Origin of the sequence: Ignatzschineria larvae DSM 13226 (assembly GCF_038500265.1) — a bacterium.
In the GTDB taxonomy this organism is placed as follows: Bacteria; Pseudomonadota; Gammaproteobacteria; order Cardiobacteriales; family Wohlfahrtiimonadaceae; genus Ignatzschineria; species Ignatzschineria larvae.
Genome location: NZ_CP150637.1, coordinates 2,533,119 through 2,550,973, shown reverse-complemented (window position 1 = coordinate 2,550,973; position 17,855 = coordinate 2,533,119). Strand labels below are relative to the sequence as shown.

16 protein-coding genes and 1 other RNA gene are annotated in these 17,855 nt (G+C 40.6%); 9 read left to right on the top strand and 8 right to left on the bottom strand.

The genetic code is table 11. From position 1 onward, the window contains the following. Positions 1-89: 89 nt before the first annotated feature. The 7 genes from lptC (at position 90) to ssrS (ending at position 5,427) form a co-directional block, all read left to right on the top strand. Positions 90-722, top strand: a complete 633-nt coding sequence (gene lptC, locus WMO13_RS10560) for an LPS export ABC transporter periplasmic protein LptC (protein WP_026878931.1) — start codon at positions 90-92, stop codon at positions 720-722. Beyond that, positions 703-1,248, top strand: a complete 546-nt coding sequence (gene lptA, locus WMO13_RS10555) for a lipopolysaccharide transport periplasmic protein LptA (protein ID WP_051396227.1) — start codon at positions 703-705, stop codon at positions 1,246-1,248. Before lptC ends, lptA begins: the two co-directional genes overlap by 20 nt. A 9-nt stretch (positions 1,249-1,257) precedes the next feature. After that, complete coding sequence (gene lptB / locus WMO13_RS10550) at positions 1,258-1,980, top strand: LPS export ABC transporter ATP-binding protein (protein ID WP_026878933.1); 723 nt, start codon at positions 1,258-1,260, stop codon at positions 1,978-1,980. Positions 1,981-2,090: 110 nt separating this feature from the next. Beyond that, the gene (sbcB, locus tag WMO13_RS10545) at positions 2,091-3,509 is read left to right on the top strand and encodes an exodeoxyribonuclease I (RefSeq protein ID WP_034855723.1); all 1,419 of its coding nucleotides are present in this window, start codon (positions 2,091-2,093) and stop codon (positions 3,507-3,509) included. A 36-nt stretch (positions 3,510-3,545) separates the two neighbouring features. Beyond that, a complete protein-coding gene (locus WMO13_RS10540; RefSeq protein WP_026878935.1) occupies positions 3,546-4,418 on the top strand; it encodes an endonuclease/exonuclease/phosphatase family protein in 873 nt (290 codons plus the stop codon). Between the two features lie 57 nt (positions 4,419-4,475). Continuing rightward, complete coding sequence (locus WMO13_RS10535) at positions 4,476-5,204, top strand: ComF family protein (RefSeq protein WP_156923267.1); 729 nt, start codon at positions 4,476-4,478, stop codon at positions 5,202-5,204. Between the two features lie 27 nt (positions 5,205-5,231). Next, positions 5,232-5,427, top strand: a non-coding RNA gene (ssrS, locus tag WMO13_RS10530) — 6S RNA. 174 nt (positions 5,428-5,601) lie between these two features. Here ssrS and WMO13_RS10525 read toward each other — a convergent pair. From WMO13_RS10525 to ubiD, 8 genes are all read right to left on the bottom strand, one after another. Continuing rightward, entirely contained in the window at positions 5,602-6,132 is a 531-nt protein-coding gene (locus WMO13_RS10525) for an OmpA family protein (protein WP_026878937.1), read from the bottom strand. A 192-nt stretch (positions 6,133-6,324) separates the two neighbouring features. Continuing rightward, complete coding sequence (msbA, locus tag WMO13_RS10520) at positions 6,325-8,070, bottom strand: lipid A export permease/ATP-binding protein MsbA (RefSeq protein ID WP_026878938.1); 1,746 nt, start codon at positions 8,068-8,070, stop codon at positions 6,325-6,327. 110 nt (positions 8,071-8,180) lie between these two features. Next, entirely contained in the window at positions 8,181-8,684 is a 504-nt protein-coding gene (gene pal / locus WMO13_RS10515; protein WP_026878939.1) for a peptidoglycan-associated lipoprotein Pal, read from the bottom strand. A gap of 44 nt (positions 8,685-8,728) precedes the next feature. Next, complete coding sequence (gene tolB / locus WMO13_RS10510; protein WP_026878940.1) at positions 8,729-10,000, bottom strand: Tol-Pal system beta propeller repeat protein TolB; 1,272 nt, start codon at positions 9,998-10,000, stop codon at positions 8,729-8,731. Positions 10,001-10,060: 60 nt separating this feature from the next. Continuing rightward, the gene (locus WMO13_RS10505; RefSeq protein WP_026878941.1) at positions 10,061-10,612 is read right to left on the bottom strand and encodes a hypoxanthine-guanine phosphoribosyltransferase; all 552 of its coding nucleotides are present in this window, start codon (positions 10,610-10,612) and stop codon (positions 10,061-10,063) included. 57 nt (positions 10,613-10,669) lie between these two features. After that, positions 10,670-11,920 carry a glutamyl-tRNA reductase gene (hemA, locus tag WMO13_RS10500; RefSeq protein WP_034855725.1) on the bottom strand — a complete coding sequence of 417 codons (1,251 nt, stop codon included), beginning with the start codon at positions 11,918-11,920 and terminating at the stop codon, positions 10,670-10,672. Between the two features lie 171 nt (positions 11,921-12,091). Continuing rightward, a complete protein-coding gene (locus WMO13_RS10495; RefSeq protein ID WP_026878942.1) occupies positions 12,092-12,658 on the bottom strand; it encodes a Slp family lipoprotein in 567 nt (188 codons plus the stop codon). Between the two features lie 320 nt (positions 12,659-12,978). Beyond that, the gene (gene ubiD, locus WMO13_RS10490) at positions 12,979-14,457 is read right to left on the bottom strand and encodes a 4-hydroxy-3-polyprenylbenzoate decarboxylase (RefSeq protein ID WP_026878943.1); all 1,479 of its coding nucleotides are present in this window, start codon (positions 14,455-14,457) and stop codon (positions 12,979-12,981) included. A 377-nt stretch (positions 14,458-14,834) separates the two neighbouring features. On the opposite strand from ubiD, the gene WMO13_RS10485 reads away from it, so the two are divergent. Both WMO13_RS10485 and WMO13_RS10480 read left to right on the top strand, forming a co-directional pair. After that, positions 14,835-16,526, top strand: coding sequence for a sulfatase-like hydrolase/transferase (locus WMO13_RS10485; RefSeq protein ID WP_026878944.1), 1,692 nt, complete (start codon positions 14,835-14,837; stop codon positions 16,524-16,526). Between the two features lie 135 nt (positions 16,527-16,661). After that, positions 16,662-17,849: a PD-(D/E)XK nuclease family protein gene (locus WMO13_RS10480; RefSeq protein ID WP_026878945.1), complete on the top strand. Its 1,188-nt coding sequence runs from the start codon at positions 16,662-16,664 to the stop codon at positions 17,847-17,849. The last annotated feature ends 6 nt before the right edge of the window (positions 17,850-17,855 follow it).

Genomic DNA, 17,855 nt, shown 5'->3' with positions numbered 1-17,855 from the left:
TTGCGAAAGCCCGCTAAACACCGCATAATATGGGAGTACTTTTTACACCTATGGACTCATGTAACTAAAAGATAGTCAATAAGGCGCTTATGACATTTGCGACGATATTAAAACGATTTTTTCAACTCCTTGTACTTGGTGCGCTCTGTTATCTCGCCTGGATTATCTACCGAGATAGCCAGGAAGCCCCTGAAACCATCTCAAATGAGCCCCAAATGATTCTCTCCTCGTATGAGATCAAACGCTATACCCCACAAGGGATATTAGAATACACTCTCATTGGCGCCGCTTTACAGCACTATGATAACGAGAAAGGCAGTACGCTCACCGATCCCCGACTTTTCCATTACGATATCACCAGAACTGAAAACTCCCCACCACTTCGCAAAGAGCATCCTTATGATTGGCGAGCCGAGAGTGATATTGCCTTGATTAGCCAAGATCGCAATCTCATCACGATGATCAATAACGTTGAACTCTTCTTGCCGGATACTCAAGAACCGGTCAATGACCTTACGTTAAATACTGAAAAACTCTATATCCATGATCAAGGGGAACGAGCGACTTCAGAATTATTTGTTAAAATCACAACACCGACTCGTTTGTTGACAGGAATAGGCCTCGATGCCTATCCTCCTAAAAAGATGTTTACCCTACTCGATGATGTTCATTCGACTTTCTTAATGAATCAGGAATCAGACCATGAATCAACACCACAATAAATACCGAGTTTCCAAACAAGCTCATCGTCGCCCTCTCATACTCGGCACATTATTAACCATAGTAAGCTTAAATCTTCATACTGCTTTTGCACTCCCTGAAGATCGGCAATTACCGCTCTATATCGATGCTGATTGGTCAGAGTTTACCAATGGAACACCGACCGGAACCTACAAAGGCAATGTCGTCATGGTACAAGGGAATCTTGAGATTTTAGCGGATGAGGCGATTTTTCAAATGGTAGATGGGGAACTAGAATATATTATTGCTACTGGTGATATGGTCAAAATTAAAGATCTCCCTAAACTCAATGAACCTTGGGTCTTTGGAGAGGGTCGAAAATTAAGTTACTTTCCGAAAAGACAGATTCTAGAACTGGAAACAGATGCACAAGTAGAGCAAAATCGCGATATCGTGGTTGCGAATAAGATCATCTATAACCTTGAAACACGTGTTATTAATGCTGAACGCAAAGAGGATGGCCGAGTGCACTTCACAATTCAGATGGAAAATAGAGATCAAAAATAGGATATCCACATGCGCCTAACCGCTCAAAACCTTATTAAACGTTTTAAAAACCGCACTGTTGTCAATGGTGCATCGTTTCATATCAATCGAGGCGAAGTCGTTGGTCTTCTTGGCCCCAATGGTGCCGGGAAAACCACTAGTTTCTATATGACTGTCGGCCTTATTACACCGGATGACGGCAATGTATTCCTAGATAAAGAAGATATTTCCAAAAGCCCGATGCATATCCGCGCGCAATTAGGCATCGGCTATCTACCGCAGGAAGCCTCCATTTTTCGAAAAATGACGAGTCGGGATAATATCCTCGCGATCTGTCAAACCCGTAAAGATTTAGACAAAAAAGCCCAAGAAGCATTGGCGGATCAATTACTCGAAGATTTCAAAATTACTCATATCGCCCACTCACAAGGAATTGCATTGTCGGGGGGGGAGCGCCGCCGCGTTGAAATTGCGCGAAGTCTCGCCCTTAATCCAAAGTTCCTCTTACTCGATGAACCATTTGCAGGTGTCGATCCGCTCTCGGTTTCCGATATTCAATCAATTATTATCGATCTTTCTAAACGTGATATCGGCATTTTGATTACCGATCATAATATTCGAGAAACACTCTCTATCTGTGAGCGCTCCTATATACTAAGCGCAGGCACAGTCATTGCAGAAGGGGATACAGAACACCTACTAGGCCATGAAGATGTACGCCGTGTCTACCTAGGGGAAAACTTCTCACTCTAAGCGTTTTACCAAAGTGATCTCTAAATGATCTATAATTTTTCCAAAGTCAGAAAAACGATTTTATTCTGATCTTCACCACTATTCTGATAGTATTGACAGCAAGGCTATTCATGACAGCGACCTTCTTTTTTTATGACCTTGAAACCTTTGGCTTAAATCCAAAAGAGGATCGTATTGCTCAATTTGCAGGGGTTCGTACAGATAGAGATTTTAATATTATCGGCGAGCCTATCAATCTCTATTGCCAACCGCCCGAAGAGTATATTCCCGACCCTGAATCTATATTAGTCACCGGTATTACTCCGCAAGAAGCGATGGAAAAAGGATTGCCTGAGGCTGAGTTTGCGCGGCAGATTCATGCGCTTTTTAGCGAACCCAATACTTGTATCTTAGGCTATAACAATATTCGTTTTGATGATGAGATGATTCGCTATCTCTTCTATCGCAACTTTATCGATCCTTATGCATACACTTGGCAAAATGGGAATTCTCGCTGGGATCTGCTTGACGTTGTGCGAGCAACTTACGCCTTTCGTCCTGAAGGAATCGAATGGCCACAGAATAAAGATGGCACGGTGAGCCTACGCTTAGAACATCTTTCAAAAGCGAATAACTTACAACATGAGAAAGCGCATGATGCGTTAAGTGATGTCTACGCTACTATCGGTATGGCGCAGCTTATCTCCCAAAAACAACCGAAACTATTCAACTACTATTTTGAGCATCGAAAAGCAAGGGATCTACAACCGCTGATCGACTTTGAACGTTTAACACCACTGTTGCATGTCTCCGGCATGTTTGGCTATGCGCGTGATTACTACTCACTTATTATGCCGCTCTTCTTTCACCCTCAAAATAAGAATCAATTGATCACCATTGATCTAATGGGCGATATCGAGCCACTCTTAACGCTCGATAGTCAAACAATCGCCAAGAGGATGTACAAACCAAGCAGTGAACTACTTGAAGGGGAATCCCGTATTCCACTCAAGGGGATTTATCTCAATCGCGCACCGATTTTAGCCCCCGCTTCTATTCTCAAGACACTTCCCAATCCTAAGCTCGATGAAGCTTACTGTGTCGAGAATTATCAGAGAATATTGAGTAAACGCACGCTACTGCAAAATAAACTCTTCGAGATTTACCAAGCGCCCTCTCCTTTTGAAACTGAGAATCAAGATTCGCCCGTCGAATCCTTACTCTATCATGGCTTCTTTGAAGCACAAGATCGTCATAAAATGGCCAAAATTCCAACGATGAATGGTGTTGCACTTCGTGATTTTGAGTTCAATTTTCATGATCCTCGCCTAGAGCCTCTACTCTTTATCTATCGGGCGCGGAATTTCTTTGCAACCCTCTATACTGATGAGCAGACACAATGGCAAAACTATGTTCGACTCAAAAGAACTTATTTCATCAATGAATATCAAGCCAAATTCAATACACTGCTACAAGAAGCAGAAACAGCCGGCAATGAGCAGCAGATTGCACTACTTCGCTCACTTTTGCCCCTCTATCAATCACAATAGCATGCCAAGCTCTTTCCGTAATACAAATCGATCATTATGCCCATGCCCCCAGCGACAACATTAACCATTGCTTCTTGCAATCTACACAATCTTCATGAAAATTCGCACCCTGATAAAATTGCGCACCTTATCAAAGCGATTACTGAAGATTTACAACTTCCCGATATTATTGCCCTACAAGAGATTGGCTCACAAACGCTTAATATCGAAGGGGAAGCCATTGCGATTGTTGCCGATATCATTATTGATGCCATAAAAACATCCACTCAAACGACCTATCGCTATATTGATATTCCACCAAGACAAAATAGTAGCGGTGGCGCGCAAGATCTCAATATTCGCCCGGCCTTTTTGGTCAAAGATCATATTACAATCTGTAATTATCACAACCATATTGGCGATGTAAGCGCTTTTGAAGGCAATCTTGAATGTACCTACAGACCTTCACGAAAACCGCTTCTATTAACAGCTATGACGGACTTAGGCCCATTAACACTGATTAATTGCCACCTTAAATCACAGATGATGCCCACTAAACAGGAAAAACGGATTGCCAAACGACAGCGTAATGAGCAAGCATCTGCAATTCGCTCTTTTTATGAAAAAAATAATAAGCATCCTATCATTGTACTCGGCGATTTTAACGATACGCCTAACAGCGATACGCTCAAAATTCTAACCGGCGAGCGACTCATCTCTATGTGGCAAAGTTATAATGGCAAACTCTATACCACCCATTATAAACAGTGCCCTATTGTGCTCGATTACATATTGATTCCTAAAACGATCAGTTATCAAAATCCCCAAGTCCATCATCTTAATACTAATCTTAAGTATCCTTATCGGTTTTCAGATCACGATCCAATAACCATTGAGATTACAGCACTACAAACAGGTAATAGTGAATAGAGAGATCATACGCGTCTGAAAATCGAATAATCTAACGACCTTAGAGATACATTATAGATGCTACTAGACTACCTCCTACCTCGTTATTGCAATAACTGTTCACATCGTCTTAAAACAACCATCATCCCTCATCTATGCCCACAATGTGCCGGCGACATTCAACCCGCTGAACGGAAATGTATCTTTTGCGATACAGAAGGCCTATTTCTGTGTCATTTTTGCAAAAGGCTCTATCCTTATTTAGCGGATGTCGCAATCTGCTGTCAATATAGTGGACCGATCAAGCAATTGATTAAGAGCTTTAAATATCAATTAAAGCCCTACTTAAGTGAAACACTCACTACCCTCACCGAACAATATGCCGGGCAATTCTTACAACAGCTCCCGGCTAATACACTGATTATTCCAATGCCGAGCGATCGAATTCGCGTAGCACAAAGAGGATTTAATCCTCCTGCGCTCATTAGCAAAGCATTAGCAAGAAAGTACCAACAACACTATAGTGACCAAATTTTACAAAAAAGAGCATTTTCCCTGCCGCAAGCCCACCTCTCTTTTGATGAGCGCTTAGATAATCATCACAATAGCTTTATCCTTAACAAGCCCCTCCTTTCAAAATGTTTAGATCAAAATCAAATAGATAATCTAGAAACACCATCAATTCTCTTTATTGATGATGTAATTACAACAGGAAGTTCTTTTCTACGAGCGATGGAAATATTGAATAATCCTCAGCCAAAAAGCGTTTATGCCCTCTTTATCGCGCAATCTCCATTTGAAAAATAGCCTAATCTATGTAAGACTATTGTTGATGCGTTCCTGTTATGTACGAGCGTTTTTATTGTCATACACCTCTTGATCCTAAATATGATACTTTGGAGTTAGCTGTTATTAGGTCACGGTGTGCAAGCTGATTTAGTTCAGAAGCCTAATGTGATTTATGCAGTATCCACTTGAACCTACGCGTTCAAGAGTCTTGGCAATTTGCAACCGACTACTACGGGGCGCATCCTTTTTTATTTTTACATTTTTATATATGTAAATAGAGCACATATTTCAACAGACGATAATAATAACTATTATCTAAAGTTGAAATAGCGAATAGCAAAAAAGCACTCCGATCTCAGAGTGCTTTTTTATTCTTTCAGACTATATAAAAATAGAATTAAATCATGTAATTAGATTAGTCTACGTTTACTTTTCTTACAGCTTCGATTTTAACATCTACACGACGGTTTTTAGCACGGCCTTCTGCAGTTGCATTATCAAATGTATAGCTAATGCCATCACCTTGAGCTGTGATTAATGATGGGCTAACGCCTCTTTCAATTAAATAATCACGTACTGAATCTGCACGACGAAGTGATAATTTTTGGTTATAAGCAGCACTACCTACTGAATCAGTGAAACCAGTAAGGCTGATTGATTTTACACCATTTTCGTTTTTAACAAGCTCAGCGGCTACTTTGTTAAGTAACTCACGGCCTTGTGGACGAAGTGTTGCTTTATCAAAATCAAAGAAAGTATCTGCTGAGAAAGTAAGATCTTGGATTACAACGCCACATCCAGGAACACCATCTTTTACTAATACACACTCACCTTGACGGTCTTTAACAAAATCACCTTGTCTATCAATTAACGAATCTGTCGCCGCTACAGCTGTAGAAGTCGCGAATAGACCTGCTAATGCAGCAATAATTAATTGCTTTTTCATATAAGTCTCCACTTAATTACGAATTAAAATAAATGTATTACAGACAGTTGTAACAAGTTACCTTCAAATAATACAAACTAACGGGTTAATCATATCTTATTTTTATTAGAATTGATACATTTTTGCATCAAATTTCCAACATTGTGGGATTTTTAATACAAAAAGTTATTACGCTATTCCAATACAATCGCTTTAAACCGCTTCTTCTTGCTTATCCACACGATAAAGCTTAGCGTAAAAACCACCTTTTTCAAGTAGCTCTTCATGCCGACCAATTTCCACAATCTCCCCTTGATTAAACACCACAATTTTATCCGCATGTTCGATTGTTGATAATCGATGTGCAATAATAATTGTTGTTTTTTCAGCACTAATACTTTTTAATGCTTTTTGAATCGCGTATTCACTCTCATTATCTAAGCTACTCGTTGCCTCATCAAAAATGAGAATTGGCGCATCTTTTAATAAAGCTCTCGCAATAGCAATCCGTTGACGCTGTCCACCAGATAACTTCGCACCATTTTCACCAATTACGGTGTCATAACCTTGTGGCAAGGCTTCTATAAAATCAGCCGCATTGGCAAGCTTTGCCGCTCGCTCGATATCCGCTCGAGTACAGTGCGTATTACCAAAATTAATATTATTCGCAATCGTATCGGCGAAAAGAATCACATGCTGACCCACATAGCTAATATAGCTACGATAATCCATCAACTCAATCTCTTCAATCCGATGCCCATCTAATAAAATCTCACCCTCGGTGACAGAGTAGAAACGCGAAAGAAGATTCGCAAAAGTACTCTTACCACTCCCCGATGCACCTACTAGCGCAACCGTTTCTTTTGGTAAAATCTCAAGATCAATCCCTTTTAAGGCTAATTGTTCACTGCGTTCATATTGGAATTTCACATTGTTATAAACAATATGTCCATTGACTTTCGGTAAGATCATCGTTCCATGATTTTCTTCAGGTTCGGCATCTAAAATTCCAAAAACCCCTTCAGCACCAGCAGCCCCTCGTTGCAGAGACTCATTCATACTGACTAAACGTTTAATAGGCGTTAACATCCCAACCATTGCAGCTAGTAATGACAAGAAACTGCCGATTGTAATTGCATCTTCTGTGGCTTGATTTGAAGCATACCAGATCACCATTGCGATAAAAATAACCAGAAATACTTGAGAAATCGGGCTTGCTAATTGGCTTGCCACTAAGCTTTTCATGCTCAAATGTCGAAGATGATGATTCACTTTACGAAAACGGTTATTCATCTGTTCATAAGCATTAAAGAGTTTAACCTCTTTTTGCCCCCGAATGCCTTCCTCAAGCACATGGTTAAATTCACCCATATGTCCTTGCATCGTGCGGGCAATCCCTCGTAAACGCCGAGAAACATACCTCAAAATAAGATAAAGTATTGGTGCCATCAAGAAGACCATTAAGGTAATGACCCAATCATTGACAAACATAACAATAATGAGCCCTAAAATCACAGCGCTATCTTTAATAATAGAGACAAGCGTCATTGAACTCACGGCCATTAACTGGGCAATATCAAAAGTGAGTTTTGACATAAAATAGCCCGTTGAATGTTGATCATAATCTCTTTGCGGTAGATGAAGAATCTTATCGTACATCTGCAGGCGCAACTTTGTAATCACTTGCTGTGAAACCCACTGCATACCAAAGCTTCCAGCAAAATTAAGTGCACTCATACAGATAAAGGCACCCACTACCATCCACGGCATCATTTTAATAAAGAGTGAATTTTTCTCAACAAAACCTTGATCTAATATTGGTTTTAAAAGCCAGAATAACCCCGCTTCAGAAAACCCTCCGAGAATGACACATGTCAGCGCCGTCACTACGATCAAAGGATATTGGAAAGAGTACGACAAAATCCGTTTGTATAACCCTAAGCTCTTCTGTTTAACCACACATTTTTCCTATACGTCAACAGAAAAGCACTTATCGCTTTGAAATAGAGAATATTCAGAGCGCTATAAGTGCTTTAACTGCATTCAATTAAAATTAATAATAAATTAAATTAATAAACAATCTCTACCCGCCGATTTTGCGCCCAAGCCGCTTCATCATATCCTGAAACTGCCGGCATCTCCTTACCATAGCTTCGTACGCGAATCTGATTGGGATTAGCACCAGATTGTAGCATTAATGATTTCACACTATTCGCTCGACGTTCGCCAAGCCCCATATTGTACTCATGAGATCCACGATCATCCGTATGTCCCTCAAGCCATACGCCACGATTAGGATTACGTTTTAGCTCATCTGCATGCGCTTTGACCACATCATACGACTCTGCACGCAAACGATCTGAATCAAAATCAAAGTAGATAATTCGATCTGCTGTACCACGTTTACCATAATCAGCATCATAATAAGTGCTAGTAGGCCCATTGTTATAACCATAGCCATACCCTTGTCCACCACCATTTTCGCCACTAAGACCACTTCCTGTAGTGCTACAAGCGGCAATTAATGCACTGCAGAGTAGAACTGAAATTCCTCTTACCATTAACTTACCCATATTCATCCTCTCAAAATCGTCATTAAACTATCATTACTATTCTCTTAGCGGACATTAGGAGACCAACTTGGTTTACGGACATCAGCCCCTATTCCATAAAATCGTTGCTCAACATTACCATCGGTTGAAATGACCTTTAAACCACCTCTACCATCTGAGTAGAGAATCATATGGCTATTACCAGAAAAACTCGGTGCTTCATCCTTGCCACCGTTGGTTAAACGTTTTACTTCCCCTGTCGTTAGATCCATCACTGCAATTCCAAATCCTTGCCCTGGTAGACGTTGCATCATGGCTAGCTGTTTACCATCTGCTGAAAGGGATGCGTTTGCATTGTAATTCCCGGTATTCGAAACTCGAACAGCAGGGCCGCCATTTTCAGACATTTTATAAATTTGTGGTGAACCGCCTCGATCCGAGGTGAAATAGATCATTCCATCTCTACCCCAGGCTGGTTCCGTATCAATGCCTGGATGATTCGTTAAACGACGAAGATCACTGCCATCAATATTGGCACGATAAATTTCAGGGCTTCCATCTTTAGAGAGCGTAAAAGCAAGCTTTGTTCCATCGGGTGACCATGTAGGTGCAGAATTAATACCCGGTTCACTAATCACAACATGACGCTGACCACTATAAAGATCTTGTACAACAATTTGGTTACGTTTCTTTTCAAAAGAAGCATAGGCAATTTTACGACCATCAGGCGACCAAGTCGGCGAAAGAATTGGTTCAGCTGATTCTAAAATCACTTGAGGATAAGCACCATCAGCATCAGCAACCACTAAAGAAAAATTGCGATTATTATTGCGTGAAACATAGGCAACCTTAGAACTAAATGACCCCGGCACTCCTAAAATCGTTTCATAGATAAAGTCTGCAACCTTATGCGCAACTAAACGCTCCCCCTTCTCATCATTGACATATTGAAATTGTCGGCTTGCGCGTACAGTGCGAGAAAAGGTATCGCCCACATCGACCTGAAGCATATTCCCTTTTTGCGTCATGATCACAATAAAGTTAATCCCTGCCGCACGCCAAATACCGCTATCTGCTTGCGCAACGCTCGTTAATTGTTGCGGTACAGCTAAACCTGTTTTAGGGATAAAACGCCCTGAACGTTGTAGGTCATTAGAGATCACCGTCAAAAATGGTTGGCTATTAGTCGCCTGATCTACCAGAGCAATAGGATATGCATTACTAGAAGCCTTTACGATTTCCAGTTTCACTTGCGCCGAAACAGGCATAATCGCAACTAATGAGAAGATCATCAGTAACAGCCATTGTTTGAAATATTTCACTCGAAATTGACTCATCTTTTCCTCACCTCATCTAATAAAAACAGATCCCATCAGGTCGTAATTAAGGAATTTAGGTTATTCTTTAAGCGCCCAAATACCCGGCAAATTACGCCAATATTCATGATAATCCATACCACAACCAAAGATATAGCGATCTTCAACATCTAAGCCGATATAATTCACTTTAAAATCTTTGGGCTTACGATCATGTACTTTATTGACTAAGGCTGCAGTATAAACGACTTGTGCTCCCATCTGGTTGAGTACATTCACGATCTCTTTAAGCGTTGTTCCTTCATCAAAGATATCTTCAATCAAGAGCACAACTCTATTTTTTACATCCACTGAGGGCTTTACAATCCACTCAAGCTCAGAACCTTCCGTTTTTCCGTTATAGCGTGTTGCATGGAGATAACCGATTTGAAAAGGGAAATTAAGACGAGTTAACAACTCGCCCGCGGGAATTAATGCACCATTCATCACCACTAATACTAGAGGATCTGATAGCTCTAGATCATAAGTAATTGCTTTTCCCATTGCATCATATGCATTTTGAACTTCTGAAGCGGAGACAATCTCTTCTGATTGAATAATAATATCTTGCGCTTCTTCAAACGTAATTGACATAGTGTTCCTTAAGTAAATAAAAAATCAACTTGGCAATTATAACAAACTTCCGTCATTTTAAACCTTAAATTGCGCAATAAGCTCGGTGACTTTCACTTTTTCATCCGCCTCTTCTAGCGCTTTGAGATGTTCAATCATAGGGTGAAGTAGCCGATTTGTTAATTGAGTCGCCATCTTACGTATCAACTCCGCATCTTTAGCATCATTCATCTGATTCAATAAACGAGTGACCGCTAACTCCCGTTCAGTCGCCGCATAATCTTGTAATGCTTGTACTGAACTTCCTATTTCTGCTAACTGATACCAAGATTGCCAACGGGCAATACCTTCTGCGATATAACGCTCCGCTAAAAGCGCTGCTTCCTCTCTAGCCTTTTGATTATCTTCCACAATTGCATTCAAATTGTCTACAGTATAGAGATAAATATTTGAGAGCTTATCAAGCTCCGGTGAGATATCCCTTGGTACGGCAAGATCGATCAAAAGCATCGGCCTATTTTTTCGTAGTTTGAGCGCATTTTTAACCATCTCTTTAGTAATTAATGCTTCTTGCGCCGCTGTTGAAGCTACGACGATATCCGCTACCGGCAAGCAATCTGCCAACTCCTCTAAACTATGCGCACTCGCCGGAACACCCAACTCTTCAATCATCATCGATGCCCGTTCTACTCGGCGATTGACAATACTTAAGTTTCGAACACCTGCCTCTATCAAATGACGCGCCACGAGTTCAATTGTCTCGCCGGCCCCTAATAATAGAACGTGGTGATGTTCTAAACCATCGAAGATATTCTTCGCTAATTGCACCGCCGAAAATGCCACCGATACTGCAAAAGCGCCGATATTGGTCTCAGTTCGAACTTCTTTCGCAATATTAAAACTCATCTGCAAAGTGCGCTGCAGATATTTACGCGCCATTTGATGCTCTGTTGCCACACGAAGCGCCTCTTTGAGCTGCCCCATAATTTGAGGCTCTCCCAAAATAAGCGACTCAAGCCCGGAAGCGACACGAAAGATATGCTCAACTGCACGATCCCCCTCATACTGATAGAGATGATTTTGTGCAGTTTTAACATCAAGCTCAGAGTAATTTGCCCATATTTCACAAAACTCTTCCACAGACATCGTAAAATCGTAGAAGTAAAACTCTGTACGGTTACAAGTAGAGAGTACAACGATTTCACTTGCAATATGACAAGTTTTTGCCATTGTTAAAAATGCGTGAATATTCTCGGGCACAAGTGTTGCACGCTCCCGTATCTCTACCGAAGCTGTTTTATGTCCAATTCCTAATATGAATAAACTCATATGCCCTTTATTAATCCCAACAGTCCAAACATCTTATTTTAGATTAAATTTTTAAAATAAATATTATTTAAGTGAAACCCACTAATGAAACCTTAAATGAAATCGTTTGATAATATCAAATTTCAGCCGATTACGCACCGGATTCTATGGATAGCTAACCCTCAAACCATCTTAGTAGTAATAAGGAAAATAGGGTCCAAAGCCCACTCCCCAATAGGGTTGATAATAGCCAAAGCGCAATGCAGGGCTATTAAAAAATGGCTCATCATAATAGACTTCTCGACGAGGATCACGCCAGAAATCATAATCTGTCGCATTAAGCGTAATCACACGAATGGTTTCACCCCCCATTTTGACATTCTCAGCCTGCTTCACTAGCCCCACCGCCGTAAAGTAATCTCCGGCAGAATAGCCATTAGTGCGTACCGGCCCATAGATATCTGCAATCATTCGATATTGATCCATCGGTTGATTGCGCATTGGATAACCATTTTGATCTAAGGTATTGAGTACTACTTCAACCCTAATATGATCCCCTTGTGGGTTAATCGTCACAATAGAGCCACCAAGCATAAACTCTTTACCGATGATCTCTTTATTGTTAAACATCGTTAATTGCCCATCACCGTAGGCATTAGGATTATTGGTCGAAATATTACCACTATTTAGGGATGCACAAGCGCCTAATCCCATTGCCAAAAGCAAGAAGGTGCTTATTTTTAAAAGTCGTTGCCACATATTGTTACCTCCTGTTTTATCAGGTCATTTGTCCTAATATTATAACGCGTTATGATATTAGGGATGGCATTAATCATTAACTATATTGCAGTGCTAGTCGCCCAACTTTTATCCTGTATTGCAATATCGGTTCAAAATAAGCCTATTGAAATGCCGGGGCATCGGTTGATCGAGGCAAGGAAACTGTTCTATCCGGCATCTTGCGAGTGTTGTTTAGTACGGTTTTATATTCTTTTAAAACCTCACAATAGCTGTTTAAAAACCATTTTTTTGAAACCCAATTGACTATATCGATCTTTCATCAACGCAAGATATTAAAATTAAGCTTTATCAAAAATCGCTAAACTCTCCCAAAGGTCATCGATTTTAGCAACCACTTTAGGATCTTTAATAATCGGTGTTCCCCATTCTCGATCTGTTTCCCCTGGCCATTTATTTGTAGCATCTAAACCCATTTTTGAACCCAATCCCGAGATTGGCGAAGCAAAATCAAGATAGTCGATCGGGGTATTTTCTACCATTACCGTATCTCTTGCCGGATCCATTCGCGTGGTAATTGCCCAAATCACGTCATTCCAATCTCGGCAATTGATATCTTCATCAACAATAATAATAAATTTCGTATACATAAATTGTCGTAGATAAGACCAAACGCCCAGCATCACTCGTTTAGCGTGACCTGCATACTGTTTCTTAATCGAAACAACCGCCATCCGATAAGAGCAGCCTTCTGGCGGTAGATAGAAATCCACAATCTCAGTAAATTGTTTACGTAGAATAGGGACAAAAACTTCATTGAGCGCTACGCCTAAAACCGCAGGCTCATCCGGTGGACGGCCTGTATAAGTGGAATGATAAATGGGATTAACCCGCGTTGTCATACGCTCGACCGTAAAAACAGGGAAGCGATCAACTTCATTGTAGTAACCTGTATGATCACCGTAAGGCCCTTCATCCGCCATATCGTCAGGATAGATATACCCCTCAAGAATGATCTCAGCAGTAGCTGGAACGGATAGATGCGGATGCATTAATGCTTTCGCAACTTGCGTGCGCTTACCACGTAACAGACCCGCAAAAGCATACTCAGAAAGCGCATCAGGTACCGGCGTAACCGCTCCGAGAATCGTTGCCGGATCGGCACCTAAGGCCACGACAACAGGAAAAGGCTCGCCGGGATTTTTTAACCGAAAATCACGATAATCGAGCGCACCACCACGATGCGCAAGCCATCGCATAATCAGACGATTTTTACCAATCACCTGTTGCCGATAGATCCCTAAATTTTGCCGTTTTTTCGAAGGACCTTTGGTAATCGTCAAACCCCACGTCACAAGCGGTGCCACATCACCAGGCCAACAGTGTTGAATCGGCATTGCGGTGAGATCAATCTCCTCTTTCTCAAGAATCACTTCTTGGCAGAGCGGTCTTTTAACCCGCTTCGGACGCATAGAGAGTACTTGTTTGAATTTGGGTAATTTATCCATCGCATCTTTGAAATTCTCAGGCGGCTCAGGTTCCCGTAAAAAAGCGAGAAACTCCCCGATCTCCCGAAGCTTATCTACCGATTCTTGCCCCATACCAAAGGCCACACGTTCCGGCGTGCCAAATAGATTCGTTAATACCGGCATATCGCTCCCTTTCGGATTTTCAAAGAGTAATGCGGGTCCTTGTTGCCGTAAAACACGATCACTAATCTCTGTCATCTCAAGATGAGGATCAATTTCCGCATTAATTCGCTTCAACTCGCCACGCGTCTCTAAAAAAGCAATAAACTCCCGAAGATCCTGAAAGTGCATATTTCAACCACCCTTGTTTTAATTCGTTAAGCTTCCGGTCAATCAAATATCTCAATAGATATCTCAAGAAATAAGAAAAAATATCCCGATAGCCTCTATTCGATAAAATATTGCACTATTTTAACATATTTCCCATAACAAAAAGCAGAGAGTCATCACTAGCTTATCGCTCTCCCGGCCTCTTTCTATTCTCTTTATGTGAAGAAATGAGCCTTTTATTAGGGGCTTACAAAAATGCGCAGTATAATATCTCCTTTATGGATGATGCTCATCAGATAGAACAGTGAAGTATCATTGTTCGCTACCTACTTTTATAGGTAAAACTTAAGGAAAACTGATGGTTATTTTGATTTTTTAGGAACCACAAGCGGGACATTATGCGCATTTTTAGTAAGATTATTCTGATTACTCTCGGATTTATTCTGATCAATTACCCCTTTATCGAGGGTAAATCCTTCTACTACATTAGTATAGAACGCCCTGACCGACTCTTTCGCCACTTGCTCACTGCCTTTGTAGCATTAACTATTGTCGAGCTTTTTGCCTTTACTAGAATGCGCTGGCGTGTTCCGCTCTATCTACTCTTTCTCTTTGGTTCGATGAGTTATCTTATCTACTATTTCGCCACCGGCAGTGAGCCTGATTACGAGGATTTTCGCACCTTAATCGATGCCCGCGTAATGATGGGGGAAGCTGCAAAAGGATATCAAGGGGCGATCCTCAAGGCCATTCTCTACCATATCCCCATTACGATCGGTTTCTTCCTCTTCCCTAAAATTCATATGGGTAGAAAAGGGACACTCTTCGCCGTTATCCTCTATCTTGTTGCACTCGGTGGGATGCTCATGATTATTTACAACAAAAGTGGTCGTGGCACCAATGGCCGCGCCTCTTACATTACGCCAGTAGCGCAAGTTGCCACATTTACCTATCTTAACTATCTTCGTACCGATGCAGCAGATTTCACCTTCTACCCAAGAGAAACACCGACTCAAGCAGATCTTGGACAACCGCTTGCAAAGAATATTATTGTGGTCATGGATGAATCTATTCGCGGCGATATGATCGATCTCAACAGTCACTTAGGCACAACACCTTCGCTACTGAACTTCCCTGAAGATCGTCTTCTCAACTTCGGAATGATCGCCTCCTTTTCCAACTGTAGCGATACCTCAAACCTAGCAGTGCGCAAAATGCCGCGTCTAGGTAAAGAGCCAAGCGACCTCTTCTTAGATGAAAACACTATCTGGAAAGTCGCACAAACCGCTGGCTTTAAGCCCTACATTATCGATGCGCAACATAATGCCACAGGTCATAATTTCTATACCGATCACGAATTACAAGGTGTGACCAATATTCATGGGAGTGGCTTGAAGAATGATGGTGAAGTGGTCAATGTCATTGAGCAGATTTTGTCAGAGAATCAAGAGCCCGTCTTTATCTATGCCGGTCTTAAAGGCTCCCATTTTCCGTTCCAAAACACAGGCTTCCCAACACCTTTTGTGCCGGCGATGAAAAACACCAATCTCGCCGATGCTACGCCGGAAGAAGCGCTTAATTCTTACAAAAATCTAGTACGCGCCAATACAGATCATTTCTTCAGTGAACTTGCACAGCTACTTGAAAAATATCCCGATACTATCGTGATCTACACTTCAGATCATGGACAAGATCTCTCAGATCCGAAAGGTAAAAAGACCCATTGCGATGCTAAGACAACTTCGATGGAAGAGGGAATCGTTCCCTTCATTCTCTTTGCAAAACCCTCGACTTTAAAACGCCCACTTATCACTAATTTCTTTGAAAACAAAGGGGTTACAAGCCAAATGATTATCGCACCTCTTGTGATGGAATTTATGGGATATAAGCCAGAAGTGATTACGCAATTCACAGAGTATCCGGCACTCCTCAATAAAACCGGTAAGGAGATCGGCTTCATCTATAAACGCCCGATCCCGCAATTTAGAAGTGAAATAGAACGCTTCGATATGTTGCCGGAAGACTTTGAATATTTCAGAGAAAATGGCAAAAGCGGTAAGAAACTGCACTATAATTTCTTTGAGGATTAGAACCCTATCTTCAGAATAATAGGTTCAAGAATCAAAAATAGCATAACGCATTAAGATTAAAGCCAATGTATCGATGTACATTGGCTTTTTAATTATTTATTATGATAGATAATATCATTAATATTTAAATTAAACATGACTACTTTACCCATTAATATCATCCAAAAACAACTCGATAACTATCAGTTATTCTTGCAAAAAAGAGAAGCAGAAGTCAGGCAAGGAAAAAATAACTATAGCCTTATCAGTGCCTTTTTAAGCATTCATGATGAAACGAGATTACATTCTCGATTTATTCATTCAATGATTAATCCTAATGGAACACATTTTCAAGAAACCTTATATTTGAAAGAATTTCTCTTGGCGATTAATCCTAAACTACTATCACAATTCAATCTTGATAATATCTCCGTCCATCGTGAAAAAGATAGTATTGATCTTCTAATCGAAGATGGAACGACTTATCTAATACTTGAAAATAAGCTATATGCCACTGATCAAAAAAAACAGATCGAACGCTATATTGAGTCTATCCAACAAAGAATAATTCAAAATGAAGAAACCGATGGAAGCAATATTATTGTTGCTTATCTCTCTCTAAAGGGGAAACACCCAAGTACTTATTCTTTAGGGGATTATCAATTATCAGAAGATCGATCTCAGCTCATCAAAAATAAACATTTAATTGACTACTACGCAATAAGTTACCAAGACACTATTTCTCAATGGGTTGAAGCCTGTTTAGCTCAAACCTATAACATTGCCAATCTCACAAATGCATTTAATGAATACAAAATTATTTTAAATAGGTTAAATAAGATGACAACTCAACAACAGATAACTTCCTTCTCGGATTTTATTCTCAGCAAAACATCTTCCGATATTACAGAGTTGTTGCAATTTTCTGCAATGATCTCTCAAAATATCAACAAAATTTGGGCGAATCATATTGTCAATACAATCTATAGCATACCTGATTTCCACGAATTATTAATTGAAGATCCTTCGGCAAAAGAGATTACACCTAGCAGTTTAGAGTTATGGCTACAAAAGCCTAAAGGTAAGGATTATAAAAACATCTCCCTCTCTTTTTACAATCGTGCTAAAACAAGAAAAAATACCATATCCCTTGGTGTAATAGCGCTCTACATCGGCGAAGACATGCCTTCTTTGCAAGAAGAGTCCCCTCAAGACTATAGAAAAAGAGCAGCATTATTTGGCATTGGGAAAAACTTCAGAAAAATTATCCAAAACCCGTCTTTAGCAGGGGATGTTTGTAATCGGATCAAAACGCGTATTGAGCAGTTATTAGCTCAACCTTAAAAGAGG